We start from the raw sequence: 25027 nt of genomic DNA, 5'->3' as shown, positions 1-25027 counted from the left end.
GGCGTAACGCCCTCAGCGTGTCGTAGCGTTCGACATCGGCAACAGGCTCCTGGGCGAGGCGCAGGGCCTGCGGGGCATCGATTGGGGATGCCGGTGGAGCCTTGCCATCGATCAGGCGGTGCAGAACATTGAGGATGTGGGTTTTGGTCGGCACCCCAGCTTCGAGGGCCAGTTCGACGGCGCTGAGCACAGCCTGTTCGTTATGCTGTAGAACAAGGGCGAGGATTTCGACCATCTCCCTGTCACCACCGAGCCGCTTGAGCAGATGCCCCTGCAGTTGCCGGAAGGCTTCGGGCATTTCGAGGAATGGCGCCCCATTGCGCAAAGCGCCAGGCTTGCGCTGAACAACTGCCAGATAGTGCCGCCAGTCATAGATCGTCTGCCCCGGCTTCTGGTGAGAACGGTCGATAATCCGGTTGTGCTCGCACAAGATTTGCCCCTCGGCCGCGATGACCAACCGATCAGGATAGACCCGCAGGCTCACTGGCCGGTTCGCAAAGGATGCAGGAACGCTATAGCGATTGCGCTCGAACGCGATCAGGCAGGTCGGCGACACGCGCTTGGTATGTTCGACAAAGCCATCGAAGGCCCGCCCCATCGGCATCAGGCTGATAATCTCAACGGCGTGCACATCGGCAACTGTGCCGGGGAGGACGCCATGCTGGATTTCTCCCCATTGTGCGATGCACCGCTCTTCCAACCAGGCATTGAGGGCATCAAGATCTGGGAAGTTGGGCATTGGCTGCCATAACCGTCGACGCGCATCCTGAACGTTTTTCTCGACCTGACCTTTCTCCCAGCCTGAGGCCGGATTGCAAAAATCCGTTTCGAACAGGTAGTGGCTGGCCATGGCAGCGAACCGCGCATTGACCTGTCGGACTTTGCCCTGGCCGATCCGGTCTACAGCCGTCTTCATATTGTCGAATATTCCACGCTGAGGCACGCCGCCCAGCACCCGGAAGGCCTGCGTCAGTGCGTCGAACAACATCTCGTGCGTTTGCAGCAGATAGGCTCGCGTGATGAACGCCCGACTGTGGGAGAGCTTGGTATGGGCCACCTGCAGCTTGGTAGGCCGGCCATTCAGAAGGGCGTAATCTTCACTCCAATCGAACTGAAAGGCCTCACCGGGCTGGAAGATCAGCGGTACGAATGTGCCGCGCCCACTGGTTTGCTTTTCATATTGGCGTTCGGTCTTCCACGAGCGGGCGAAGGCGGCAACACGGCTGTATGATCCCTCGTAGCCCAGCTTAACCAGATCTGCATGTAGCTGCTTGGCTGTTCGCTTCTGTTTGCGCGACTTGCCAGATTCCACCCGCAGCCACGTCGTCAGTTTTTCTGCAAACTGATCAAGCTTGCTCGGCCGTTTGGGAACCTTGAACGTCGGCTCCACCGCGTCATCGCGCAGATATTTGCGGATCGTGTTGCGCGATAATCCAGTCCGCCGCCGGATCTCGCGAATGGGGATGCCTTGCCGAAAATGCCAGCGGCGGATCACACTGAGTAGGTCCATGTCGATCACTCCGATGCCTCCTGACTGTCAGCCAGGGGCGAGGAAAACATGGGTCAATTCTCAGTGAAAACTTATAACCCTCCCGGGTCACTTCTCAGTGCAACTCAACAGCCAGACCTTCCTGGCAAGCATAATCCAGAGCCGCCTCGCGAAGGCGTGTCGTCTGCTCGGGTGAATTGACCGGTGCCGCGGAACCCAACTACCACTCCTGCTTCTGTCAATGTACGATCGTTCCCGATCGGCACTCGCTCACGATTGATGTCGAGATAGGGGCTTGCGCGGGTCTCGTAAAGTTTTTCGCCGAATTTTAAGCTCGGTGAGGCTGCGATTGCTTCTCGTAACAATAATGCCGCGATTGAATCGTAACTGTACGGTCGTTCCGTTAACGACTCGATGGCCGCGTGGCTGTCAGCCCGAGGATTTGATGAGATGCTTTCCGATGCCGCCGGCGCGCCCTTCTCCATCGCGGTCGTGTCCGACACGCAAAATTATGTGAGTCATCGCAACCAGCGCGAAGGCGGCTTCCCCTTCGACACGCGCGAGATGCTGTACGATGTGATGGCCTATCTTGCGCGCAATGCCCGGAGCGCGGGCGGCGAGATCGCCTTCGTGTCAGGTCTTGGCGACAATTGGCAGCATCCGAGCATTGCGGAGCCCGACCAGCTCAGTCTCGACCGAGGCATGAGGGCGATCGGCAATCCGGTGATCGAGGATTTGCTCCCTGCATCGCCTGAACAGTTGCTCTCGATCGAGATGCCCGCCGCTCGCGCTGCCTGGAACATCATCGCCGATCGTTTGCCGTTCTGCGTGATCCCGGGAAATCACGATTATGATCATCTGTGGACGGACCACGAGTTTCCGGCGGAAATTGGCGGAGGTATCAAGGGCAACAAGGTCGAAGGGATTGGCGGCCTTCAGGTCTCGGGGCTCGCGAACTGGACGAACATATTCGGCGCCTCATCGCCGTTCTTCGATGGAAAGGCCTGGTACGTGTCATTCCATGACGAGGGATGCAGCTCGGCGCAGATCTTCAGCGCGGGCGGCTATCGCTTCCTTCATCTGGGCCTGGAAATGTGCCCGAATGAGGAGACGCTTGCCTGGGCTGACGGCGTCATCAATGCTTACCCCGGCCTTCCGACGATCGTCTCCATCCACGAGTTTCTCAATGAAGAAGGCGAGCGCGCGTCCATCGTCTATTTGGACATGACGCTGCGGGACAGCCGACGTTTTGGTCCGGCGCGGCTGTGGGAGCGCTTCATCTCGCGGCATGACCAGATCCTGATGACCCTCAATGGCCATTTCCACGGCGTGAGACACCGGATCGACCTCAACCAGCACGGGCACAAGGTTTACCAATTCCTGGTCAATTATCAGGGCCGCAAGCAGTCGCTCAAGGATACCGGCTCTTCCGCGAGAGTGATCGACGGCATCGGCGACGGGTGGCTGCGGCTGTTGCGGTTCGATCTCGCTGCGGCCATGCCGACCTTGTACCTTCGGGCTTATTCGACCCACTATAAGGGTTTTGCACCCGATCTGCCGCGCTACGCCGAATGGTATGGGAAAGAGCATCCCGGCATGCCCGCTGAGGAATTCCTGCGCCTCGACGATATAGCCTTCGATCTGGAAGATTTTCGACAGCGCTTCGGGCCGCCGGGCGCCGCAGCTGACCCGTAAGCTGGTGCGATCGGATCGGTGAACCGGAGCGCTCGATCCTAGCGCGGTCACCGCAAACTGTACGATCGTTCCGCCCAATTTCACCGCAACGCAGTCGGCTTCCCGGCTGTCGCCCAATCACGTCGGCAGCCCGGGGTGCGTGCTGCTGCGCCTGTTCGAAAGGATTTTGGAATGTTGTTCTATCCTTCACGCCATCTCCGGTGCCTGCTCGCTCGATTGTCCGGCGTCAGCGCCAATGGCACAGATTTGAGGTTGTGAATTAAGGAGGATTTGGGCTTCGTCGTAGTGACGAAGGAACGAATCTATGGACGCCTCCTGCGCAAGGCGATTTTTCGATCGTACGAACGGCTTACTATGCGTGAATCTATCCGGCCTCTGTTTGGAGCGATAGAACTCCGGGCCATGATGGGAATCCGCGTTCTTCAATGCCTTTTAAGATGAGCGGCCTGTGATGGCCATCGTTCCTTGCAGGCTGTGAAGGGGCGGCGCTTGCCGTTGCACCATCAATTTCTCACCTCGCACATTGTCACTGCCGGAGCAGCAAATCCCAATCAAGCCATTTGAAAATTCTTCTCGGTACGCAGCATCGCCCAAGCCATGCGGACAGTCTTGTTGGCCATGGCGACGGCTGTTTTGTTGTGACCAGCGCGCGCGAGCAGTTCTTGCGCCCATTTGGCGAGCCGATCATTGCGCCTGGCAATTGTGAGCAGCACAGCTCGTGCTCCGTGGATCAGCTGTCGCCGAAGATAATGACTGGCCTTCTTGCCAATTCCACCGAGCCTGGGCTTGCCGCCGGTGGTGTATTGGCGGGGAACCAAACCGACCCAAGCCGCCATCGCCCGACCAGAAGAAAAATGCCGACCATCATCGACGGCTGCAACGAGCGCGGTTGCTATCACAGGACCAACGCCTGGGAGTGTCGCCAGGCGACGGCACTGCTCATTGTCGCGACAAATGGCGACGAGCTTTCGGTCAAGATCGGCCACTCGCTCATCGAGCGCGCGGAATTCGCTGATCAAGGCTGAGAACAGATCGGAGGCGAGTTCGGTCAATGGCGCACTGGCCACCGTCTCGGTAATTTGCTTTCGGAATCTGAAGGCACCTGCTGAAAGCACGACGCCATACTCGCCAAGCAAGCCTCGAATGTGGTTGATCAGCGCGGTGCGTTCACAAACAACCCGGTCTCGCATCCGATGAAGCATTTGCAAATCCTGCTGGGCGAGTGTCTTGACCGGCACAAAGCGCATCGTGGGGCGAGACGCAGCTTCATAAATCGCTTCGGCATCGACAGCGTCGTTCTTGGCGCCCTTCACGAATGGTTTGACGAAACGTGGGTGGATCAGGCGAATGGTACACCCATGGGCCTCAAGCGCACGCCCCCAGTGGTGGGCACTGGCGCATGCTTCCATGGCCACAATTGCCGGATTCAGGCGCTTTACAGCATCCAGGAATTTTGCCCTGCTCAGCTTTCGGGAAATGATCTCGCCATCTCCTGTAATGCCGTGAATGTGAAACGACTGTTTTCCAAGGTCGACTGCCAAAAGTTGCATAACACCGACTCCTTGCTTTGAGCCCGGCAACGTTCCCTGAGGTTGCAGGAGGCGTCCATCCCATAAGATGAAGCCCAAATCCTCCTTGAAAAAATCGGTGAAGGCTCCTGCGGAGCAGGTGGTGAAGGACATCCGGCGGGCGACACGCCGGCACTTCTCTGCCGAGGATAAAATCCGGATCGTGCTTGAAGGCCTGCGCGGCGATGACAGCATTGCTGAACTGTGCCGCAAGGAAGGGATCGCCCAGAGCCTGTACTACACCTGGTCGAAGGAGTTCATGGAAGCGGGCAAGCGCCGGCTCGCCGGCGATACCGCCCGTGCCGCAACCACCGGCGAGGTCCAGGATCTGCGCCGGGAAGCCCGTGCGCTGAAGGAATGCGTGGCCGACCTGACCCTCGAGAACCGCCTGCTTAAAAAAAGCATGATCGCGGATGGGGGCGACGACGAATGAGATACCCTGCATCCGAGAAGCTGGAGATCATCCGGATCGTCGAACAGTCGCACCTCCCGGCCTGGCGCACGCTGGAGCAGTTGGGCATCCCGCGCCGGACCTTCTATCGCTGGTACGACCGCTATCTCGAAGGCGGCCCGGAGGCGTTGGAGGATCGGCCATCGGCCCCGCGCCGGGTGTGGAACCGCATCGGCGACGATATCCAGCAGCAGATCATCGACATGGCGCTGGATACAACCGATCTGTCGCCCCGCGAACTGGCGGTGCGCTTCACCGACGAGAAGCGCTACTTCGTGTCGGAGGCCACGGTTTATCGCCTGCTCAAGGCCCATGATCTGATTACCAGCCCGGCCTTCGTCGTGATCAGGGCAGCCGATGCGTTCCACACCAAGACGACGCGGCCGAACGAAATGTGGCAGACCGACTTCACCTACTTCAAGATCATTGGCTGGGGCTGGGTCTATCTGTCGACCGTGCTCGACGACTTCTCGCGCTACATCATCGCCTGGAAGCTGTGCACCAACATGCGAGCCGAGGATGTCACCGACACGCTGGACCTCGCGCTCGAGGCCTCGGGTTGCGACAGCGCAACGGTGCTGCACAAGCCTCGGCTGCTGTCGGATAATGGCCCGAGCTACATCGCGGGTGAACTGGCGGAATATATCGAGGCCCGGAAAATGAGCCATGTGCGCGGCGCTCCGATGCATCCCCAGACCCAGGGCAAGATCGAGCGCTGGCATCAGACCCTCAAGAATCGCATCCTGCTCGAAAATTACTTCCTGCCCGGTGACCTTGAGGCCCAGATCGAAGCCTTCGTCGAGCATTATAACCACCGACGTTACCACGAGAGCCTGAACAACGTGACGCCCGCCGACGCCTACTTCGGCAGGGCCGATGCCATCATCAAACAGCGCGAAAGGATCAAACGGAAGACCATCGAACATCGCCGCTTGCTCCACCGCAAGATCGCCGCTTAATATCAACCCCAGGACGAGGCCCGCACTCCGCTAATTTACGCCGCGAGTTGTGCCAAATGTTCTGACGACGGACATCGTTGACCTCACTGACGGCAAAGTCGAAGCCTGCCAGATCCTTGTAGGCCGGGAACCGGGCTGCCTTGATCTGGTAAGCAATGGACCTGACCTCCCGCTCGGACATCTCCGCCTTGAGAAGCTGTGAGAGGATCGGAACGGCAGCATCAAAGGCTGGCGCGCCCTGCTCGATCAGATCACCAGCGGCTTGCGCCATGCCATACATTTTGAGGCCACGTAGCATGACAACCACAGCGGCGCTGGCCGGATCATGACGCATGGCGTAACGCCCTCAGCGTGTCGTAGCGTTCGACATCGGCAACAGGCTCCTGGGCGAGGCGCAGGGCCTGCGGGGCATCGATTGGGGATGCCGGTGGAGCCTTGCCATCGATCAGGCGGTGCAGAACATTGAGGATGTGGGTTTTGGTCGGCACCCCAGCTTCGAGGGCCAGTTCGACGGCGCTGAGCACAGCCTGTTCGTTATGCTGTAGAACAAGGGCGAGGATTTCGACCATCTCCCTGTCACCACCGAGCCGCTTGAGCAGATGCCCCTGCAGTTGCCGGAAGGCTTCGGGCATTTCGAGGAATGGCGCCCCATTGCGCAAAGCGCCAGGCTTGCGCTGAACAACTGCCAGATAGTGCCGCCAGTCATAGATCGTCTGCCCCGGCTTCTGGTGAGAACGGTCGATAATCCGGTTGTGCTCGCACAAGATTTGCCCCTCGGCCGCGATGACCAACCGATCAGGATAGACCCGCAGGCTCACTGGCCGGTTCGCAAAGGATGCAGGAACGCTATAGCGATTGCGCTCGAACGCGATCAGGCAGGTCGGCGACACGCGCTTGGTATGTTCGACAAAGCCATCGAAGGCCCGCCCCATCGGCATCAGGCTGATAATCTCAACGGCGTGCACATCGGCAACTGTGCCGGGGAGGACGCCATGCTGGATTTCTCCCCATTGTGCGATGCACCGCTCTTCCAACCAGGCATTGAGGGCATCAAGATCTGGGAAGTTGGGCATTGGCTGCCATAACCGTCGACGCGCATCCTGAACGTTTTTCTCGACCTGACCTTTCTCCCAGCCTGAGGCCGGATTGCAAAAATCCGTTTCGAACAGGTAGTGGCTGGCCATGGCAGCGAACCGCGCATTGACCTGTCGGACTTTGCCCTGGCCGATCCGGTCTACAGCCGTCTTCATATTGTCGAATATTCCACGCTGAGGCACGCCGCCCAGCACCCGGAAGGCCTGCGTCAGTGCGTCGAACAACATCTCGTGCGTTTGCAGCAGATAGGCTCGCGTGATGAACGCCCGACTGTGGGAGAGCTTGGTATGGGCCACCTGCAGCTTGGTAGGCCGGCTAGCGTCCGCGCTCGTGGTGTAATTTCCGGTGTAGGTGACGGTGTATTCCGGGGTGGGGCATGCCCCACCCCGGAATGCGGCGTTGCTGGTGGCCACCGGGCTCATCGTTATGGTGGAGTTTGCACACTTCAACCGTGACGAAGAGGAGTTCCCGATGACCGAGGACAGATTACTGATCGAAGAGCTGGCTGCGAAGGGCGGCCAACCGGATTTTTTGCGCACCATTGCCGAGAGTGTTCTGCAGCTGATCATGGAGGCCGATGTCGACGGCCTGATCGGTGCCGGCCGGCATGAACGATCGGGTGAGCGCGCCACCTGGCGCAACGGATATCGTGATCGCTCGCTCGATACCCGGGTCGGCACGCTGAACCTCAAGATCCCCAAGCTGCGCGCCGGATCCTACTTCCCCGGCTTCCTCGAACCCAGGAAGATGGTCGAGAAGGCGCTGGTCGCCGTGATCCAGGAGGCGTGGATCGGCGGCGTCAGCACCCGGAGGGTCGATGAACTGGTCCAGGCCATGGGCATGACCGGCATCTCCAAGTCCACGGTCTCCAAGCTGTGCAAGGACATCGACGAGCGCGTCCAGGCCTTCCTGAAGCGTCCGCTGGCCGGCGAGTGGCCCTATCTCTGGCTCGACGCGACCTACCTCAAGGTGCGCGAAGGCGGCAGGATCATCAGTGTCGCCGCAATAATCGCCATGGCCGTCAACACCGAGGGCCGGCGCGAGATCGTCGGCCTGCATATCGGCCCCTCGGAGGCAGAGGTCTTCTGGTCGGACTTCCTGAAGGACTTGGTCCGGCGCGGCCTGACCGGCGTGAAGCTGGTCATCTCCGACGCCCACGAGGGCCTCAAGGGCGCGATCACCCGCGTCATGGGCGCCACCTGGCAGCGCTGCCGCGTCCACTTCATGAGGAACGCGCTGTCCTACGTGCCCAAGGGTCAGAACACCGTGGTCGCCGCCGCCATCCGCCAGGTCTTCCTCCAGCCCGATCAGAAAAGCGCAACGCAGGTGTGGCGGCAGGTCGCCGACCAATTGCGCACCCGCTGGCCGAAGCTCGGCGCCTGCATGGACGAGGCGGAAACCGACGTGCTCGCCTACACCGGCTTCCCCACCCAGCACCGCACGAAGTTACACTCGACCAATCCGCTCGAGCGCCTGAACAAGGAGGTCAAGCGCCGCGCCGATGTCGTCGGCATCTTCCCCAACGAAGACAGCATCCTCCGCCTCGTCGGCGCCGTCCTGCTCGAGCAGAACGACGAATGGCAACTCCAGCACCGCTACATGCAGATCGAGGGTATGGCCGAACTCAACCAATCCATGATCGAGGAGGAAAATCAGCCCCTACACATCACCGCCAAGGCCGCCTGACGATGACCCATGGCCACCGCCAAAATTACACCACGTTGACGGACGCGACCGTAGGCCGGCCATTCAGAAGGGCGTAATCTTCACTCCAATCGAACTGAAAGGCCTCACCGGGCTGGAAGATCAGCGGTACGAATGTGCCGCGCCCACTGGTTTGCTTTTCATATTGGCGTTCGGTCTTCCACGAGCGGGCGAAGGCGGCAACACGGCTGTATGATCCCTCGTAGCCCAGCTTGTAGACCGGCGTGCAAAATTGGCTCTGACTCATATTCCGTGCAGAATTGACAGGACAGGGCGCGGACTGTTGGATTCCTGCTGATGGTTAGTGGGGAGGAATGTCAGTGGTCGCAAAGGCATGGGACAGCAGCCTGTCGTTACCGGGACTAATCGTTGAAGGCAGGGCCATCGTCGAGGGCATGGTGCGGATGTCCGGTCGACTGGCCGCATCGCAAGGGATCTGCCCGGATTGCGGCACGCCGTCGGGATCGCGCCACAGCACGTACGATCGCACGCTGACAGATTTGCCGATCAGCGGTGCCAGAGTTGAGCTCCGGCTCAAGGTGCGGCGCTTGCGGTGCAACCATGCGCCATGCCCGCGCACGACCTTCAGTGAACCGTTGCCACCAGCGTTCGCCCGCCGATATGGCCGGCGGGTCGGGCGTTGCGAGGCACTGCTGCATGCGGTGGCGGTCGCGCTGGGCGGCAGACCGGGCGCGCGGATGATGGCGCGTCTGGCGGTGCCGTGGTCGCGCGACACGATGTTGCGTGTTCTGCGTCATGGCGATCCGATGGCCGAACCTGCGCCACCCCCGCGGGTCATCGGCATCGATGACTTCGCCTGGCGGCGCGGGCACACCTACGGCACGATCATCGTCGATCTGGAGCGCCGCCAGGTCATCGACCTGCTGCCCGACCGGCAACGCGAGACCGTCGTGGCGTGGCTGCAGGAGAACCCGCAAGTTGCGACCATTTGCCGGGATCGTGGCGCAGGCTATGTCGCCGCGGCAACCGAGGCGGCACCACAGGCGCAACAGGTCGCCGACCGCTGGCATCTCTTCGAAAACGCATCGGCAGCCTTTTTGGCAGCAGTGCGCATGGAAATGCCTGGCTTGCGCCGGATCTTGGCGCCATCCGGGCCGGTCGATCCCGCAACCCTGACCCGTGCCGAACGCCTGCAGTGGGACGGCGCGCAGATCCGTGAGGCACTCAACCGGCAGATCCTGGATCTGGCCAGCCAAGGCACGCCGATCAGGGTCATGGCGCACACCACCGGCGTGTCGCGCCAGACCATCCGCAAAATCCTGCGTGGCCAGCGTCACGATACCTTTCGTAGCCGGGAGAGTTCGCTTGATGCCTGGTCGCTCATACTCGAGGCAGAATGGAGCGCCGGATGCAGGGTGGGCGCAGAGCTGTGGCGGCGACTGAAGGCATCGGGCTTTGCCGGTTCGCTGCGCGTGGTCAGCGAATGGGCCACCCGCCGGCGGCGCGACGAAAAACTCGGCCACGCCGTCGGCGCCGCAATGAGCGCACGCACCATTGCCCGTAGCATGACGACCGAACGCGGCACCGGATCGGCCCAGACGGCGATGATCAACGCTGTGGTCGAGCGGGCCGTGCCCGCGCTGGTCGTGGCACGTGACGTTCTCGACCGTTTCCACGCGATGATGCGCTCGAAGGACGAGGCCCGCCTCGATCCGTGGATCGCCAAGGCCGCCAGCACCAAGCTCGCTGCCTTCGCAGCAGGCGTGGAGGCCGACAAGGATGCCGTGGCCGCTGCCATTTCCAGCCCTTGGTCCAGCGGACAGGTCGAAGGGAACGTCAACCGCCTCAAGTTGATAAAACGGCAAATGTACGGGCGCGCGAAGATCGACCTGCTCAAGGCCAGAGTTATGGCGCCAGCATGACCAGAATTGCACGGAATATGAGTCAGAGCCAATATTCAACGCCGATTGACAGACCAAGCGTGTATCGCCCACTTGCCTGATTGCCTTCGAGCGCAACCGTTACAGCGTGCCGGCCTCCTTCGCCAACCGGCCCATCAGTCTGCGCGTGTACCCCGAGCGGCTTGTCATCGTCGCGGAAGGGCAGGTCCTGTGCGAACACGAGCGGATCATTGACCGATCCCACCAGAAACCGGGACGTACGATCTATGACTGGCGTCATTATCTGGCTGTCGTTCAGCGCAAACCCGGCGCTTTGCGCAATGGCGCGCCGTTCCTGGAGATGCCCGAAGCCTTCCGGCAATTGCAGTCCCAACTGCTCAAGCGACTTGGTGGTGACAAGGAGATGGTCGAGATCCTCTCCCTTGTTTTGCACCATGACGAACAGGCCGTCCTGCGCGCCGTCGAACTGGCGCTTGAGGATGGGGTTGCAACCAAAACTCATGTTCTCAATGTGCTGCACCGCCTGATCGACGGTAAGGCGCCACCGGCACCACCCATTGATGCTCCGCAGGCCTTGTCGCTGACGCAGGAACCCGTGGCAGATGTTGGGCGCTACGACACGCTGAGGGAGATGCGCCATGCGTCATGATCCCGCCAGCGCCGCCGTGGTCGTGATGCTGCGAGGCCTCAAAATGTACGGCATGGCTCAGGCTGTCGGCGACCTGATCGAACAGGGAGCACCTGCCTTCGAAGCCGCCATCCCCATGCTGTCCCAGTTGCTCAAAGCAGAGATGGCCGAGCGTGAGGTCCGCTCGATCGCCTATCAGATCAAGGCTGCCCGCTTCCCGGCCTACAAGGATCTGGCCGGCTTCGACTTTGCCGCCAGCGGGATCAACGAAGCCTTGGTGCGTCAGCTCCACCGCGGTGACTTCATGGACAGTGCCGACAATGTGGTGCTGATCGGCGGGGCCGGCACGGGCAAAAGCCACATTGCCACCGCCCTTGGGGTACAGGCTGTAGAGCACCATCGCAGGAAAGTGCGCTTCTTCGCCACCGTGGATCTGGTCAATGCGCTCGATCAGGAAAAGGCGGCCAACAAGGCAGGGCAACTTGCCGAGCGCCTGCTCAAGCTCGACCTGATCATCCTTGATGAGCTGGGCTACCTGCCGTTCAGCCCGTCAGGCGGGGCCCTGCTGTTCCATCTGCTCAGCAAGCTGTATGAACGCACCAGCGTCGTGATCACCACCAACCTGAGCTTCAGCGAATGGGCCAGCATCTTCGGCGATGCCAAGATGACGACCGCGCTGCTGGATCGTCTCACCCATCATTGCCACATCCTCGAAACCGGCAATGACAGCTTCAGGTTCAGGGCCAGTTCCGCCACCCCAAAATCCAGAAAGGGATAAAGCTAACTCTTGACCACGCCCGCAATGGGCAGCACATAACCCACGCCCACCCGGGTCAATTCTTAATGAAAATCCCGGGTCAGTTCTCGGTGCTACTCAACACGACCAGCGCCCATTGCGAGATCATGCTTAGCAAATCTGGGCGGCAATCGGGTTAAGAGGTCGGATCGACAAGCGCCGATCCGACCGTGATTATTGAACTTAGAACCGCTTCGATGCCGACATGCCGATCGTGCGGGGCCGGAAGGTGGTGTCAGTGAAGAGATCCGATCCCACCAGGTCCTGGAAGCGGCCAAGTGCCGGATGGGCGTTCAGCGCGTTGGTCATGAAGAGCGCGATATCGACGTTCTGCCAGTTCACGCCTGCACGCAGGTTGAGCTGGTTAGTCGCCGGGTTTGCCGGGATGTCGGGCTTGTAGAGCACCGGCGATGCCGGGTTCTGCGAGTTGAACGGTCCCGGATTACGGCTGTGGAAGACATCTTCTGCACGCAGATAGCCATCGATGTCGCCGGGCAGGACGAAGGTATATTCCGCGGTGGCGCGCAGGTCCCAGGGCGAATTGACCCAGGGCGGTGAGCCGATGACATCGCCCTTGGTGTTCAGGATGACGCCGTACTGCTCGATCGTCTCCTTCATGCGGGTGCCCGTGTAGCTGGCGGACACGCCCAGCTTGAACGCGTCGGTCACCTTGGCATTGAGGGTGAGATTGAAGCCGTTGACCTCAGCCTTGCCGGCGTTGGTCGTGTAGGTGTAGCCGCAGGTCGGGAGATAGACACCCTGCTGGATGTCGTTCCAGTCGATATGGAAGGCGTTGGCGTCCACGCCCAGACGGCCGCCGAACAGCTTGCCCTTCAGACCGGCTTCGTAGCTCCAGACCGAATCCGCCTTGAAGGAGGCCGGCGCGGGAACCGGGCAGCCAACGCCGCCCTCTTGGGTCTGCAGCGGGATCGGGATGTTGGTGCCGCCGACGCGGTAGCCCTTGCCGGCCGATGCATAGAGCATGAGGTTCGGGCTGGCATGATAGGTCACGCCCACCTTGGGGGTGAATGGCTTCTCGTGGTTCTTGCCGCTCGAAACCGGGAACAGGCCGCCGGTCCAGTAGCCGCTCTGCTCCTGGTAGAAGCTCGATTTGGTGCTCGCGATACGAGCGCCTGCCGTCAGCGTCAGGCCCTTGACCACTTCCCAATCGACCTGACCGAAACCTGCGATCTGCTTGTCGTAGGAGTAGAGGCTGCCGGTGAACTCGGACACGTAGGGATCCATGCCGAGGTAGGCTGAATAATACGGGTCGATCGAAACGTGGGTGTCGTGCTGGGTGCTGTCGGAGTAGAATGCACCAACGGTCCACTTTAGCGCAGCATCCGGGTTCGAGGAGGAAAGACGCACTTCCTGCGTGAACTGGTGCAGCGAGGTGGTGACATCCTTCCAGGCCGCGTCGGTTTGGCGCGCGGGATAGGCGAGGCCCATCGGGTTGCCATAACCGACAGTTACCGCGCCATAGAAGCTGGTGATGTCAGCGAGCACGCTGCCCTTGCGGTCGAGGTACGAGCTGACCGAGGTCAACGTAACACCGCCTAAATCGGCTTCGAGCTTCAGCGAGGGAAGCACGAACTGATCTTGGTTAGGCTGACGCAGAAGACGCCCGTTCTTGAACTTGCCTTCGCTCGGATCGGAAAGGTACTCGTAGTACGCAGCGCTGTCGTTCGTATTGACCTTCTGGAAGTAGATCGACGGCGTGATCTTCAGCCACTCCGTCGGTGCTGCTGTCACTGCAGCGCGAAGCGCATAGGAGTCGGAGAAATTCGAGTTCGCCTGCACGGTCTTCAGGTTGAACGGATCGACCCGGTCGATGTAACCGCCGTCGTGGCGATACCAACCGCTGACCCGGAACCCGAGCTTGTCATTGACAATGGGCCCGCCGAGCGCGGCGCCGGCTTCGTAGCTTGGGCTGCCGCCCTGCGTGAACGAGAGCTCGGTACGCGCCATACCCGTGTAATGATCGAGACCGGGCTCAGGGCTGATGAAGCGCAGCGCACCGCCTTCTGCGCCTGCGCCAAACAGCGTGCCCTGGGGGCCGCGGTCGACTTCGACGTGATCCACATCGAACATCAGGGGCAGAGGATTGCCGAAGCCCGAAATCAACGTGGCACGCGCCTGGATCGGGGTATCGTCGATATAGATACCGGTCGTGGAGTGACCGACGGACGAGTTGATGCCCCGGATGGCGATGTTGGTCAGCGCACCGCCGCCATAGATTCCGGCCGACTTGTCGAACTGGACGCCCGGCGTCATCTGGGCGAGGTCGGACACGCTGCGGATGGCTGATTTTTCCAGCGCTTCGGGATTGTAGGCCTCGACGCTGATAGGCACCTTCGAGATCTCTTCACGGCGCTTGGTTGCCGTCACGACGATATCGGAGCCATCGCTGTCAGCGGCGGCTTCGTCTGCGATGGCTGGCTGAGCGCAAATGCCAAGAGCCACGATGCAGGCCGCGCCAAGGAGGCTGGCGCGACGGGCGCCGAAAACTCGTTCGGATGAATAGTGCGACTTATTTGTGGTGGAGTCGTAGCGCTCCAGCAATTCGGTTGCGGAAACAGTCATTTGAACCCTCGTGAAATCCATGTTTGAACCGATTGGTCCGCGCAGCTGACCGTGCCCCCGGCCCGCCCCGGCCTGCGCGCCGGGACATCCCTGAAACATTCGAATGTCCCGCTAGTGCTAGTGTTGGATTATGATAGTTTCACGACATGGGGAAAAATTCATCCGAATGATTTGACGATCGCAGGTCAGACGTTCGCAAAAGTCCGCAGATTTCCGCGAGTTTTACCAGCCAACCTTCGACGAACAACTAAAGGTCCGTGATCGATGTCGGATTTAACATTCGAATGATATCGTGCTACGAACGGATCATGAATCATCCGAATGATGCGGCACCTCGGAATTCCGGGTGGCAGACGATCCGCGACGCCATCTCGACAGAAATCCAGAATGGCGTGCTCAAGCCTGGCGCCAAGCTACCGACGGAGCCTGAGCTCTGCTCCCTGTTTGGGGCGACGCGGTATGCTGTTCGAAGGGCTGTGGAAGCACTCGCTGTCGACGGCAAGCTACGTGTCGAGCAAGGACGCGGGACGTTTGTCGAATCAGCGTCAAAGCTGAATTATCGTGTCGGGCGCCGAGCGCGGTTTCGTCAGAATCTTTTGTCTGAAGGCGTGGAACCGGACGGAGAGATCCTCTCGGACGAAATTGTCCCGGCATCACCAGCAATCGCCCAGGCCCTCGAACTGACAGAGGGGGCTCCGGTTCATCGGGTACTTCAGCGCAGCCTGGCAGATGGCGTGCCCATCAGCCTGGGTCACACGTATGTGTCTGCCCTTAGGTTTCCTGAATGGCCGCGTTATGTGCGCCAAGGCATGTCGATGAGCGATGCCTATCGCGCTTACGAAGTTGTCGATTATTTCCGCGGATCTACAAGCGTCCATTAAGGTAGCCGGTCCTGACGGCCTTGAGGTGATTGATCCAGAGGAAGGGACGCGACTGCGCCTGCGAGTGCAGCCACCCAGACCATGCCTCCGAATTAGCTCCAGACGGCGCCGGTATTCTTACAAGCATTGCTTCCTGGACCCCGTCGATGAGACGGCTGAGGAGCGAGGCAAGGTGGTGCGGGCCCGCGAACTGGAAGTGGGCTGCCCCTCCTACTCCATGGCTGATATCGACGATGGTGGCCTCGGAAAGACGGATGACGCGTTCAAGTCGTCCGCGGATGTCGATGTCGAGTTCCGCTTGGCCCCGTGCCTCATGCCCGAGTGCCTGTACTACTCGGGCACATTCCCGAAGTAACAGATCGGCGGCAACTTCACGGCTGTCGTCCTGGACGATGCGATCCTCGTCAAGATTTCGTTCAACCAGTGGGCCAAGGTTGCCAGTCGCTGTCCGCCGTCAGCACCAATGGCACAGATTTGAGGTTGTGATTTAAGGAGGGTTGGGGCTTCGTCGCAGTGACGAAGGAACGAAGATGAAGGCCCAACCCTCCTTGAGAAAATCGCCGGTGAAGGCCCCTGCTGATCGGGTGGTGAAGGATATTCGGCGGCAGACGCGTCGCCATTTCTCGGCCGAGGACAAGATCCGCATCGTGCTCGATGGGCTGCGCGGCGAGGACAGTATCGCCGAGCTGTGCCGCAAGGAAGGCATCGCCCAGAGCCTGTATTACACCTGGTCGAAGGAGTTTATGGAAGCGGGCAAGCGCCGTCTGGCCGGCGACACCGCCCGCGCCGCAACCACCGGCGAGGTGCAGGGCCTGCGCCGCGAAGCCCGCGCCCTGAAGGAATGCGTTGCCGACCTGACACTCGAAAACCGTCTGCTCAAAAAAAGCATGATCGCGGATGGGGGCGACGACGAATGAGGTATCCCGCATCCGAAAAGCTTGAGATCATCCGGATCGTCGAGCAGTCGCACCTGCCCGCCAAGCGCACGCTGGACCAGCTCGGCATCCCCCGCCGGACCTTCTACCGCTGGTATGATCGCTTCGTCGAAGGTGGGCCGGAGGCGCTGGCGGATCGGCCATCGGCGCCGAGCCGGGTGTGGAACCGCATCGGCGACGATATCCAGGATCAGATCGTCGAGATGGCGTTGGATTACAGCGAGCTGTCACCGCGCGAGCTGGCGGTACGCTTCACCGACGAGAAGCGCTACTTCGTCTCGGAAGCAACGGTTTACCGGCTGCTCAAGGCCCACGACCTGATCACCAGCCCGGCCTATGTCGTGATCAAGGCGGCCGATCAGTTCCATACCAAGACCACCCGGCCAAACGAGATGTGGCAGACTGATTTTACCTACTTCAAGATCATCGGATGGGGCTGGATGTACCTGTCGACCGTGCTCGACGACTTCTCGCGCTACATCATCGCCTGGAAGCTGTGCACCAACATGCGGGCCGAGGACGTGACCGACACGCTGGACCTCGCCCTGGCGGCTTCCGGCTGCGACAGCGCCACGGTGCTGCACAAGCCCAGGCTGCTGTCCGACAATGGCCCCAGCTACATCGCCGGCGAACTGGCGGAATACATCGAGGCCCGGAAGATGAGCCATGTGCGCGGCGCCCCGTGTCATCCCCAAACCCAGGGCAAGATCGAGCGCTGGCACCAGACCCTGAAAAACCGCATCCTGCTGGAGAACTACTTCCTGCCCGGCGATCTCGAGGCCCAGATCGAGGCCTTCGTCGAGCACTACAATCAACAGCGTTACCACGAGAGCCTGAACAACGTGACGCCCGCCGACGCCTACTTCGGCAGGGCACCAGCCATCATCCAACAGCGCGAAATGATAAAGCGACAGACCATCGAACATCGGCGCTTGCAGCACCGCAGGCTCGCCGCCTAACATCAACCCCCAGACGAGGCCCGCACTCCGCTAATTTACGCCGCGATCTGCGCCAAATGTTCTGACGACGGACACTCCTTCTCTGGCCAGCAGGCGTATCGTCGACAGTTCGATGTGGGCGGCGGTGAGAAGTTCATCCAATGCCTCAGGGTCCAAGCCTGGCAGATCCGGCGCCTGCCTCAGGAGCGCGCGCGAGCTAGAGTCAAACATCGGTGATCTCCACCACCTTGGCAGCTACCTCGTCAGCAAGAAGAGCAAGCCCTTTTCGAACCTCATCGAACGCTAACACTCCGGCGGATCGGGACGATTTCGCGCCACCCGCTACGGCTTTGAAGCCAGCGACGATGTGCTGGAACTCACCATCCTTGCGTTGGTTTTCTCCTGTTGCCACCGCGACCCTGAACTCCCGTGCCCCTTCCCAGAACACCTCATCAACTGCGGTCTCGGCGTCGATCCCCGGCACGCTCTTGAGAAGCGTCACGAGGTCGGCAAGGATCTCGTCGTCACGTTCACCGCGCAGGATCGCTTCAATATCGGTCCAAACTTTCGAGGTGATCAGACCGCGTGGCGATTTCGAGGCCTTGTCCTCGCACAGCACGATCCGGACGATTTCTTCGCCGTCATCGTCCAAATCCACAATGAACCCGTCAAATCCCTTGTCAGCCTGCCGCACTTGTGGCGCCGTCATGTATCCGTTCGGAACGGCCATCCTCGCTGCGACCCAGGACACATGCTGGAACAGCAAGCCGTCGCGATGGATCATCGAGATATGCATCCTTTTTTTCGCGGATTCCTTCTCCTTGTCTGTCCCGTTTCGAAATAGTTCGACATCCTCAGCATGTGGCGCCGTAAGTTTCCGCACGACATTCTGTGCGACCCTACCCTTTGGAGCCCGTCGTCGCGGTTCGAGAGCGCCAATGACGCGCATCGCATTTTCCTCCTGCCTCAAATACAGGTAGGCGACTATCTCGACGAGTTTGTGCCGGTTTTTCGTGGTTATCGACCATTCAGAAAAAAGGCACTCCGGCGTTTGGGAGGTCTTAATCTTTAGAGGCATTCTGATGACTTCCGTGCCGGTTCTTGAAAGTAGTGGTGTATCGAGCTTCCAACCCAAATCCACCAGTCACATGTTGCCTGCGCGCTGCGCCATCCTCGCGGATCGCCGCCGGTGACGGCTGCTCCAGTCGGTTAGGCCGTAACGAGAATAGGAACGCACCGAAGCCATCAAGGGCAGGGCGGCCTATGCGCGACGTCAAGCCGGCGATGGATTAGAGAAACAATCGTCACCAGATCCTCGGCATCGTCTTTCGTCATAGTCCAGTGGATGCGAGCTTCATGGGCAGTGGGATTGCGGAACATGCCGAATGCTCCTTTTACGAGATTTGCAAAGCCGCTCTGTTCGCTCTTCTCGCTCACCGTAGAACCCGCGTTGATCGTGATGCGCGGGGCATCGCCGCCAAGCGACTTGTCGACCAAGTCACTGCCGTCATCGGTGAGTCCCGAAAGTCGGCGCATTTTGTCCGCTACGCTCTTCACAGCTTCCTGCGCGGAATGAGAATAATTGTCGGCGAGAAGCTCAACCCGGCAGAAGGCAAGAACATCGGGATGGCCGGCTCAAACCTGCTACGCAGCGGATGATCGAGCGGCAGTTCACGATTATGCACGACGGCAAGCATCCGTTCGCCGATATGCATCGCTTCTTCCTTCGCAACTGGGGCCTAGCCTGATCAAGACAGCCAATTGCTAGGCGGATCCCAGCGTGCGAAGAGGAAGCAGGCCGGAACTGAGAGAATGCGAGTTGGCCGCGCCGAGCACCTCTGAAAGTTTGGGCTCGATCACGCCGCGCCGAATGCCCGGCTGCACCACGATCATTTGAAACGTTGCCGGGCGTGCTCGAGCAAAAGTCTTGAGAACCTCTTCGTCGCCGCGAACGAACTCGGCCATGCCGCTCTTGTTCTTGTGGCGGTTGGAAAGCCGTTTGACGAGGCGCGCGATATCGCACCAGATGTAACCTTTGACCGCCTGTCCGCACACTTCGTAGACATCGGCGACTCTGTTGCCCGGGCTGGGGCCCGACGAGCCCTTGCAATGATAAAAGCGAACATCGACACCGCCATCGTCGCGTAGCTTGAATGCCACGAAATCGGCCGTCTCGCCGCTGCCATGGTCCCAATAGACGACGTCATCGCTTCCACCCGCCAGAACCTGGCGCAGGTGACCCTGGATCGACGTGGCAAGACCAACTCCCGCCGCGTACTCCACCTTGATATCGACGCCGGCGGCGTTCCAGTCGAGCGTGTCGACCAGGTCGGCGCTGTAGAGCTCGAAGCCTCCAGCCGGCGGCGGATAATGTTCCTCGCCATCAAGCCGCGACCAGTCGTCGAGCGTAAAGGCGACCGGGTCATCGTTCAAATAGTCTGCCAGATCGACATCATGACGCTGCCAGTCGAGAACCACCCGTGGCTGGACATCGTCGAGATAGCCGAACAGGGGGCCGCCGCCTTCAAGCCTGAAAATCAGGTTTGTCGCCACGAGATCATTGGCAAGGCAAATGGCGATATGATGATCGCCCCAGCCTGTGACGTCGAGAGAGAATTCGGTCAGCGGCACGGAATGGTGGGCGCCGGAAGTATCTTGGAAAATCGCCTGCGGCGGCTCTATGTAGATATCGTTGGACCAGATCGCGAACAGCGGCCTGCCGGGGATTTTCCGCACCGTTTCACCGGTCTGGAGCATATCGAGCTTGCTGCCAGTTACCGCCGCCTTCTTGTCATTGATCTTGCGGGCGAGTGTCCGGCACCATCCCAGTAGCTCGGGCAGACTGAGCGTTCTGTTGCTCCAGATCTTCGACGAACTGCTGAGGCCGATCGTCAATCGCTCCTCGCCATCGTAGGCGCTGCCGAAACAATGCCCGCGATCATAGAGACGCGCGTCTTCGTTCCGGATGGCCTCATCGGCATGGGATCCGGCCATTATGCGGTAGGACTCCGCGAGACTGGCTGCCTGCCGCTTCTTCATACCGACCTGGAAGAAGCGCGGATCGCCAAGCTCCTTCAGCGCGCGGCTCACATGGCTGAGCGGAAGGATGCGAGGATCATACCCGGTCAAGTTTCGTGCCAGCGTGCGGTAATAGCCATCGGCGCGTTTCGACGCACAGATGAACAGGAGATTCGCCGCTTCGTCGTAGTAAAATACGAAGATGTCGAACCGAACGTCGAGCAGCCGATCGTCGCTAGCCCATCGCACACCGGTGACTTGCCGGGTGATGTGCACGCTCGCGCGCTGACTGTCGCTCGTCCAGGAAAAGACCGTTTCCCGGTCGCCTCCAAAATTCATGGGCGTTGCTAGATCCGGGGCTTCCCGCAATCGATAGATCTTGACGTGCGCGTACAAGGACAATCCGTAGAGCGAAAGGTCCGCGAGGTCCGGGACGCTCGTTTGCGGCTCGAACGCCTCAAGCGTTTCTCGCACGTCCACTTCGCGGCGAATTCGCGCCTCGCTCAGATTGGGAATGATCTCGGCCCAAACGGCGCCCTCGGCATACAATTGCCGCGCTTCGACTTGAATGGCTGACATCGGAGCGAGGAAGGTTGCACTGCCTAGTCGCTCGCCGACGGTCCGGGCGAAACGACCGATAAATTGAAGTGTCACCGCCAGCGAGCGATGCGGTGCATGGACCGCGGCAATCTTCAGCCGCGGCATGTCGAACCCTTCTCCCATCATATTGACGCAGATAATGCCATCGAGCTCGCCGGTATCCAGCTTGGCCAAAACACGGCGAACATGCGCGAGTGATTGGTCACCCGTCACCAGTTTCAATCTTAGCTCGGTATTGACCGCATAAATGCCCTCAAGCTCCTTCGCGCGCGCTCGGCTATCGGTGCGAACCATCAAAAGATGATCTAGGTTTGCTGCCCGGTCAGCCTTGAATTTGGCTTCCGCAGCAAGGGCAACGGCGCGATCTTCAGCTTCGCGGCCGGTATCACCGGCTTCGGGCTCTGCCGGGATATAGTCGATGTGCCCAAATACACCGTCATCATAGGCTCGCTTCAGATCATAACTATAAACGAAACGACCCTTTATTTCCCGGTCATCTCTACGAAATGGTGTGGCAGTAAACAACACCTTGAGCGCATCTGGAAATCCCTCGATAAGAGTTCGCCACGTCAGAGCGGGACTGTGATGCGCTTCGTCGACCAGGATCAGATCGAACAGGTCGGCTGGTGGTGCCGGGACATCTTCCAAGGACGGGCTGATGCTTTGTACGGTCGCGACGACAACATCGAAGGCCCTCATGGCCTCCCAATCGTCGGCAGTTTTGACCCGTGCGTTGGTAGCCATGACTGCCGGCGCGGCGAGATCGTTCGGTAAGGCATTCAGACGCTTCAGGACTCGCAGTTCGCCAAAATCCTCGGCAATTTGTTCGCGAACAAGGCGGCTCGGAGTCAAGACGAGCACGCGGCTCGCTCGAAGGAGAAAGGCACTCGCCTGCAACACCGCTGTCTTGCCCGATCCCGTCGGCATGGTCACGATTGCGGGATCGGTCCGTGAGGTAAAGTGCGACGCTATAGCAAATAGCGCACCGCGTTGCGCCTCGCGAAAACCGGGCTCCGGAATGTCGTCGCCGCGTTCAACGGGAAAGCGCAGATCTGAATAATGCGATGCGAAATAGGTCACGAGATTTCTGCGATCTCTAACGATGGGATGGGGAAAACTGAAAATCGTCTAGCGAAGCGACGTCCTCGTGTTGGCCTCCGGCAATAAGACCTTTGTCGGAACGGCTACGAGACTTCGACATAGCGGCGATCAACGAATTGCAAGGCTCTGTTGCAAAAATCGTGAAGCTTGAGCATGCTTGGCGGAGATTGGACGGACGGAACGATGACGGATTTCAAGTGGCGCCATTTCCAGGGTGATGTGATCCTGTGGGCGGTGCGCTGGTATTGTCGCTATCCGATCAGCTATCGCGACCTTGAGGAAATGCTGGCGGAACGCGGCATTTCGGTCGACCATACGACGATCTATCGCTGGGTCCAGTGCTACGCCCCGGAGATGGAGAAGCGGCTGCGCTGGTTCTGGCGGCGTGGCTTTGATCCGAGCTGGCGCCTGGATGAAACCTACGTCAAGGTGCGGGGCAAGTGGACCTACCTGTACCGGGCAGTCGACAAGCGGGGCGACACGATCGATTTCTACCTGTCGCCGACCCGCAGCGCCAAGGCAGCGAAGCGGTTCCTGGGCAAGGCCCTGCGAGGCCTGAAGCACTGGGAAAAGCCTGCCACGCTCAATACCGACAAAGCGCCGAGCTATGGTGCAGCGATCACCGAATTGAAGCGCGAAGGAAAGCTGGACCGGGAGACGGCCCACCGGCAGGTGAAGTATCTCAATAACGTGATCGAGGCCGATCACGGAAAGCTCAAGATACTGATCAAGCCGGTGCGCGGTTTCAAATCGATCCCCACGGCCTATGCCACGATCAAGGGATTCGAAGTCATGCGAGCCCTGCGCAAAGGACAGGCTCGCCCCTGGTGCCTGCAGCCCGGCATCAGGGGCGAGGTGCGCCTTGTGGAGAGAGCTTTTGGCATTGGGCCCTCGGCGCTGACGGAGGCCATGGGCATGCTCAACCACCATTTCGCAGCAGCCGCCTGATCGGCGCAGAGCGACAGCCTACCTCTGACTGCCGCCAATCTTTGCAACAGAGCCCGACGCGGCACGTCCACCCGCCCCGCTGACTGCCGGCGTGCTTGCGCGCGATGCGATACAGCGCCCGTTCAAGCCCGCCTGTCAGCAGGAAATAATCGGCGTGCATGGTGAGCAGCGAACGCTCGCTGACAATTCCCTCATAGACCCAGTTCGACAGCGTGATGGTCATCCCGCGCGGCTGTTCGGTCGCCGGATCGACCTCCAGGCTCCACCCGTCCAGCCACCCGAATTGCGCTTCGGTGCGGCGCTTGGGCGCGCGCAGCGACGTGCGGATGGAAGTCGTCTCCAGGCGCGAAAGCGCCGCCTGCAGCTCGGTATAGTCGCGCCCGCCCGTCCCGCGCCGGATGGCGCGCAACAGATCGTAGGTGGTCGTGGTCAGCGTCCTGGGCAGGTCGTTGACCCCCTGTTCTTTCATTCGGTTGAGGACCGACGCGGCCCATATCAGAATATCGGCGTCCCATATCGTCGCCATGCCATAGGCGGGCATCGCCTCGACCTTCACCCACGCCTCGCCGTCCGGGCTGCGATATTCGATCGGCTTGAGGCGCTTGCGTTTCTGGAGCGAGAAAAATGGCCGCTCCATCACCTCCCGCTGATCTTTCAGCGGGAGGTCGTTCATCAGCGGAATGAACAGGTCGAACGTGGGATTGGGATCGCGGCGCTTGCTCACGGGGCGAACCGGGTATGGCCTCGCGACACGAGATATTGCCGCAATAGTCGCTCGGTGACGACGGTCAGCGGCTCGCCCCCTTCCTCGACGCTCAATTGCCGCAGGGTGCGGTGCATATCCTCGGGGATATGGATCAGCACGGGTTTCTTGCCGGGGTGACTGCTGCGCCGTGCCGGCGCAGCGTTGGATGCGTCGCGCGCGCCCTCCCCTGCCCGCTTAGGCCGCGATCGGGCTGCGGGTTCCGGCATCGGGGCCACCGGCTCGGGCGCTGGAACAGGCGCGGGCGCTGCCTCGGGTTCGGGATCATCGAAGATTCCGGCCAGGGCTGAGGATTTCTTGGCCATCAGGCTACCTCGCTTAGTGGCTTATTCGCAAAACCGCTTAGTCGCTTAGCCTCCGCAAAGGCGGCGCGCAACTCGGCCGCCGCCTTGCTGTCCGGCTCCAGCTCGACCGCCGTCTTGCCGATCGGCGTCGCCTTGTAGAAGTCCTTGCGGAAATGAAGCACGCTATCGAACACGGCGACGCCCTTCGCCGCGAAGCCCGCGCGGGCCTCTGCCCCCTCCCCGCCCTGATGCGGCACTTGGGTCAGGATCACGGCGAATGGCGTTCCCGCCTGCTGGACCTGCTTGACGGTTTGCAGCACCGAATGAACGTCGAGGCCGCGCGGCGCGACCGGGATCACCACGAAATCGGCCTGCTCGGCGGCCAGCATGGCGATGTCCTTGGAGTTCGCCGGCGTGTCGATGATGATAAGGTCCAGCTTGCCGCTGTCGCGGCCGCGCGAGACGTGCAGCGGCAAGCCCGCGACGCTGCTGTCCTTCACCATCACATCGTCGGTGTCGCGCCGCTCCGACCAATAGAGCGCGGACCCCTGCCGGTCGTCGGCATCGAGGATGACAACGGCCGCCCCTTCGCGGGCGGCCTCGACGGCGAAGGCGGTGGCGATGGTCGTTTTCGACTGCCCGCCCTTCTGCGCGATGATGGCCCAAGTTTGCATGACGGCTCCTACTAAGCGACTATGCGGCTTATATCGCTTAGTCGCTTAGTAGGCA

At 60.5% G+C, this 25027-nt stretch carries 17 protein-coding genes and 5 pseudogenes; 9 read left to right on the top strand and 13 right to left on the bottom strand.

Translation table 11 applies throughout. From position 1 onward, the window contains the following. Positions 1-1510, bottom strand: a 1510-nt coding sequence (gene istA / locus ACLB0R_RS16550; protein WP_434953878.1) for an IS21-like element ISRsp3 family transposase, incomplete at its 3' end; no start/stop codon positions are given. Positions 1511-1939: 429 nt separating this feature from the next. Between istA (ACLB0R_RS16550) and ACLB0R_RS16545 the strand changes: the two genes are divergently transcribed. Continuing rightward, positions 1940-3184, top strand: a complete 1245-nt coding sequence (locus ACLB0R_RS16545) for a hypothetical protein (protein WP_371422172.1) — start codon at positions 1940-1942, stop codon at positions 3182-3184. Between the two features lie 551 nt (positions 3185-3735). Here the strand turns inward: ACLB0R_RS16545 and ACLB0R_RS16540 are convergent. Next, positions 3736-4734, bottom strand: coding sequence for an IS110 family transposase (locus ACLB0R_RS16540; protein ID WP_416644397.1), 999 nt, complete (start codon positions 4732-4734; stop codon positions 3736-3738). A gap of 67 nt (positions 4735-4801) precedes the next feature. Here ACLB0R_RS16540 and ACLB0R_RS16535 point away from each other — a divergent pair. Next, positions 4802-6162, top strand: a protein-coding gene (locus tag ACLB0R_RS16535) for an IS3 family transposase (RefSeq protein WP_145206737.1) whose coding sequence is annotated in 2 segments (ribosomal slippage) — positions 4802-5146 and positions 5149-6162 — 1359 coding nt in all. Because the reading frame shifts where the segments join, the coding sequence is not laid out codon by codon here. A gap of 73 nt (positions 6163-6235) precedes the next feature. On the opposite strand, the pseudogene istB (ACLB0R_RS16530) reads toward ACLB0R_RS16535, so the two are convergent. Both istB (ACLB0R_RS16530) and istA (ACLB0R_RS16525) read right to left on the bottom strand, forming a co-directional pair. Continuing rightward, positions 6236-6496, bottom strand: a pseudogene (gene istB / locus ACLB0R_RS16530) (IS21-like element ISRsp3 family helper ATPase IstB); the annotation flags it as partial. Beyond that, positions 6486-7679, bottom strand: a complete 1194-nt coding sequence (istA, locus tag ACLB0R_RS16525) for an IS21 family transposase (protein ID WP_434953877.1) — start codon at positions 7677-7679, stop codon at positions 6486-6488. The gene istA (ACLB0R_RS16525) and the pseudogene istB (ACLB0R_RS16530), both read right to left, overlap by 11 nt. A gap of 49 nt (positions 7680-7728) precedes the next feature. Here istA (ACLB0R_RS16525) and ACLB0R_RS16520 point away from each other — a divergent pair, with 49 nt between their 5' ends. Then, positions 7729-8943: an IS256-like element ISSpma2 family transposase gene (locus tag ACLB0R_RS16520; protein WP_416644399.1), complete on the top strand. Its 1215-nt coding sequence runs from the start codon at positions 7729-7731 to the stop codon at positions 8941-8943. Positions 8944-8980: 37 nt separating this feature from the next. On the opposite strand, the pseudogene ACLB0R_RS16515 reads toward ACLB0R_RS16520, so the two are convergent. After that, a pseudogene (locus ACLB0R_RS16515) lies at positions 8981-9178 on the bottom strand (IS21 family transposase); the annotation flags it as partial. A gap of 103 nt (positions 9179-9281) precedes the next feature. Here ACLB0R_RS16515 and ACLB0R_RS16510 point away from each other — a divergent pair. The 3 genes and pseudogenes from ACLB0R_RS16510 (at position 9282) to istB (ACLB0R_RS16500) (ending at position 12229) form a co-directional block, all read left to right on the top strand. Then, entirely contained in the window at positions 9282-10844 is a 1563-nt protein-coding gene (locus tag ACLB0R_RS16510) for an ISL3 family transposase (RefSeq protein WP_416642936.1), read from the top strand. A 52-nt stretch (positions 10845-10896) separates the two neighbouring features. After that, positions 10897-11472, top strand: a pseudogene (locus tag ACLB0R_RS16505) (Mu transposase domain-containing protein); the annotation flags it as partial. After that, the gene (istB, locus tag ACLB0R_RS16500; protein ID WP_416644400.1) at positions 11462-12229 is read left to right on the top strand and encodes an IS21-like element helper ATPase IstB; all 768 of its coding nucleotides are present in this window, start codon (positions 11462-11464) and stop codon (positions 12227-12229) included. The pseudogene ACLB0R_RS16505 and the gene istB (ACLB0R_RS16500), both read left to right, overlap by 11 nt. 201 nt (positions 12230-12430) lie before the next feature. Here the strand turns inward: istB (ACLB0R_RS16500) and ACLB0R_RS16495 are convergent, their stop codons facing one another. Further along, positions 12431-14830, bottom strand: a complete 2400-nt coding sequence (locus tag ACLB0R_RS16495; RefSeq protein ID WP_416644401.1) for a TonB-dependent receptor — start codon at positions 14828-14830, stop codon at positions 12431-12433. A 257-nt stretch (positions 14831-15087) separates the two neighbouring features. On the opposite strand from ACLB0R_RS16495, the gene ACLB0R_RS16490 reads away from it, so the two are divergent. After that, positions 15088-15711 carry a GntR family transcriptional regulator gene (locus tag ACLB0R_RS16490; RefSeq protein WP_126849514.1) on the top strand — a complete coding sequence of 208 codons (624 nt, stop codon included), beginning with the start codon at positions 15088-15090 and terminating at the stop codon, positions 15709-15711. A gap of 530 nt (positions 15712-16241) precedes the next feature. Then, positions 16242-17605, top strand: a protein-coding gene (locus tag ACLB0R_RS16485) for an IS3 family transposase (protein WP_416644402.1) whose coding sequence is annotated in 2 segments (ribosomal slippage) — positions 16242-16589 and positions 16592-17605 — 1362 coding nt in all. Because the reading frame shifts where the segments join, the coding sequence is not laid out codon by codon here. Between the two features lie 202 nt (positions 17606-17807). On the opposite strand, the gene ACLB0R_RS16480 is transcribed toward ACLB0R_RS16485, so the two are convergent. The 4 genes and pseudogenes from ACLB0R_RS16480 to ACLB0R_RS16465 all read right to left on the bottom strand — a co-directional run bounded on the left by ACLB0R_RS16480 (position 17808) and on the right by ACLB0R_RS16465 (position 22282). Continuing rightward, on the bottom strand, positions 17808-18725 hold the full coding sequence (locus ACLB0R_RS16480; RefSeq protein ID WP_212742244.1) for a hypothetical protein: 918 nt from the start codon (positions 18723-18725) through the stop codon (positions 17808-17810). A 104-nt stretch (positions 18726-18829) separates the two neighbouring features. Beyond that, positions 18830-19213 (bottom strand): annotated as a pseudogene (locus ACLB0R_RS16475) (TIGR02391 family protein); the annotation flags it as partial. After that, positions 19138-19299 carry a hypothetical protein gene (locus tag ACLB0R_RS16470; RefSeq protein ID WP_171007697.1) on the bottom strand — a complete coding sequence of 54 codons (162 nt, stop codon included), beginning with the start codon at positions 19297-19299 and terminating at the stop codon, positions 19138-19140. The pseudogene ACLB0R_RS16475 and the gene ACLB0R_RS16470, both read right to left, overlap by 76 nt. 49 nt (positions 19300-19348) lie before the next feature. Then, the gene (locus ACLB0R_RS16465; RefSeq protein ID WP_226019289.1) at positions 19349-22282 is read right to left on the bottom strand and encodes a DEAD/DEAH box helicase; all 2934 of its coding nucleotides are present in this window, start codon (positions 22280-22282) and stop codon (positions 19349-19351) included. A gap of 204 nt (positions 22283-22486) precedes the next feature. On the opposite strand from ACLB0R_RS16465, the gene ACLB0R_RS16460 reads away from it, so the two are divergent. Continuing rightward, complete coding sequence (locus tag ACLB0R_RS16460; protein WP_001389365.1) at positions 22487-23251, top strand: IS6-like element IS6100 family transposase; 765 nt, start codon at positions 22487-22489, stop codon at positions 23249-23251. Positions 23252-23300: 49 nt separating this feature from the next. On the opposite strand, the pseudogene ACLB0R_RS16455 reads toward ACLB0R_RS16460, so the two are convergent. From ACLB0R_RS16455 to ACLB0R_RS16445, 3 genes and pseudogenes are all read right to left on the bottom strand, one after another. Continuing rightward, a pseudogene (locus tag ACLB0R_RS16455) lies at positions 23301-23975 on the bottom strand (replication initiator protein A); the annotation flags it as partial. Next, on the bottom strand, positions 23972-24319 hold the full coding sequence (locus tag ACLB0R_RS16450; protein ID WP_416644403.1) for a hypothetical protein: 348 nt from the start codon (positions 24317-24319) through the stop codon (positions 23972-23974). The gene ACLB0R_RS16450 and the pseudogene ACLB0R_RS16455, both read right to left, overlap by 4 nt. Further along, on the bottom strand, positions 24319-24972 hold the full coding sequence (locus tag ACLB0R_RS16445) for a ParA family protein (RefSeq protein ID WP_434953876.1): 654 nt from the start codon (positions 24970-24972) through the stop codon (positions 24319-24321). Before ACLB0R_RS16445 ends, ACLB0R_RS16450 begins: the two co-directional genes overlap by 1 nt. Between the last annotated feature and the right edge of the window lie 55 nt (positions 24973-25027).

Origin of the sequence: Sphingomonas sp. GlSt437 (assembly GCF_048015635.2) — a bacterium.
GTDB lineage: Bacteria > Pseudomonadota > Alphaproteobacteria > Sphingomonadales > Sphingomonadaceae > Sphingomonas.
This window is presented reverse-complemented; position numbering and strand designations above follow the sequence as displayed.

What these genes read in the sequence shown, in the direction of transcription:
- ACLB0R_RS16545 (WP_371422172.1), top strand. Translation starts at nt 1,940, where the DNA reads ATGCTTTCCGATGCCGCCGGCGCGCCCTTCTCCATCGCGGTCGTGTCC.
- ACLB0R_RS16540 (WP_416644397.1), bottom strand. Translation starts at nt 4,734, where the DNA reads ATGCAACTTTTGGCAGTCGACCTTGGAAAACAGTCGTTTCACATTCAC.
- istA (WP_434953877.1), bottom strand. Translation starts at nt 7,679, where the DNA reads ATGAGCCCGGTGGCCACCAGCAACGCCGCATTCCGGGGTGGGGCATGC.
- ACLB0R_RS16520 (WP_416644399.1), top strand. Translation starts at nt 7,729, where the DNA reads ATGACCGAGGACAGATTACTGATCGAAGAGCTGGCTGCGAAGGGCGGC.
- istB (WP_416644400.1), top strand. Translation starts at nt 11,462, where the DNA reads ATGCGTCATGATCCCGCCAGCGCCGCCGTGGTCGTGATGCTGCGAGGC.
- ACLB0R_RS16495 (WP_416644401.1), bottom strand. Translation starts at nt 14,830, where the DNA reads ATGACTGTTTCCGCAACCGAATTGCTGGAGCGCTACGACTCCACCACA.
- ACLB0R_RS16470 (WP_171007697.1), bottom strand. Translation starts at nt 19,299, where the DNA reads ATGCATATCGGCGAACGGATGCTTGCCGTCGTGCATAATCGTGAACTG.
- ACLB0R_RS16460 (WP_001389365.1), top strand. Translation starts at nt 22,487, where the DNA reads ATGACGGATTTCAAGTGGCGCCATTTCCAGGGTGATGTGATCCTGTGG.
- ACLB0R_RS16450 (WP_416644403.1), bottom strand. Translation starts at nt 24,319, where the DNA reads ATGGCCAAGAAATCCTCAGCCCTGGCCGGAATCTTCGATGATCCCGAA.
- ACLB0R_RS16445 (WP_434953876.1), bottom strand. Translation starts at nt 24,972, where the DNA reads ATGCAAACTTGGGCCATCATCGCGCAGAAGGGCGGGCAGTCGAAAACG.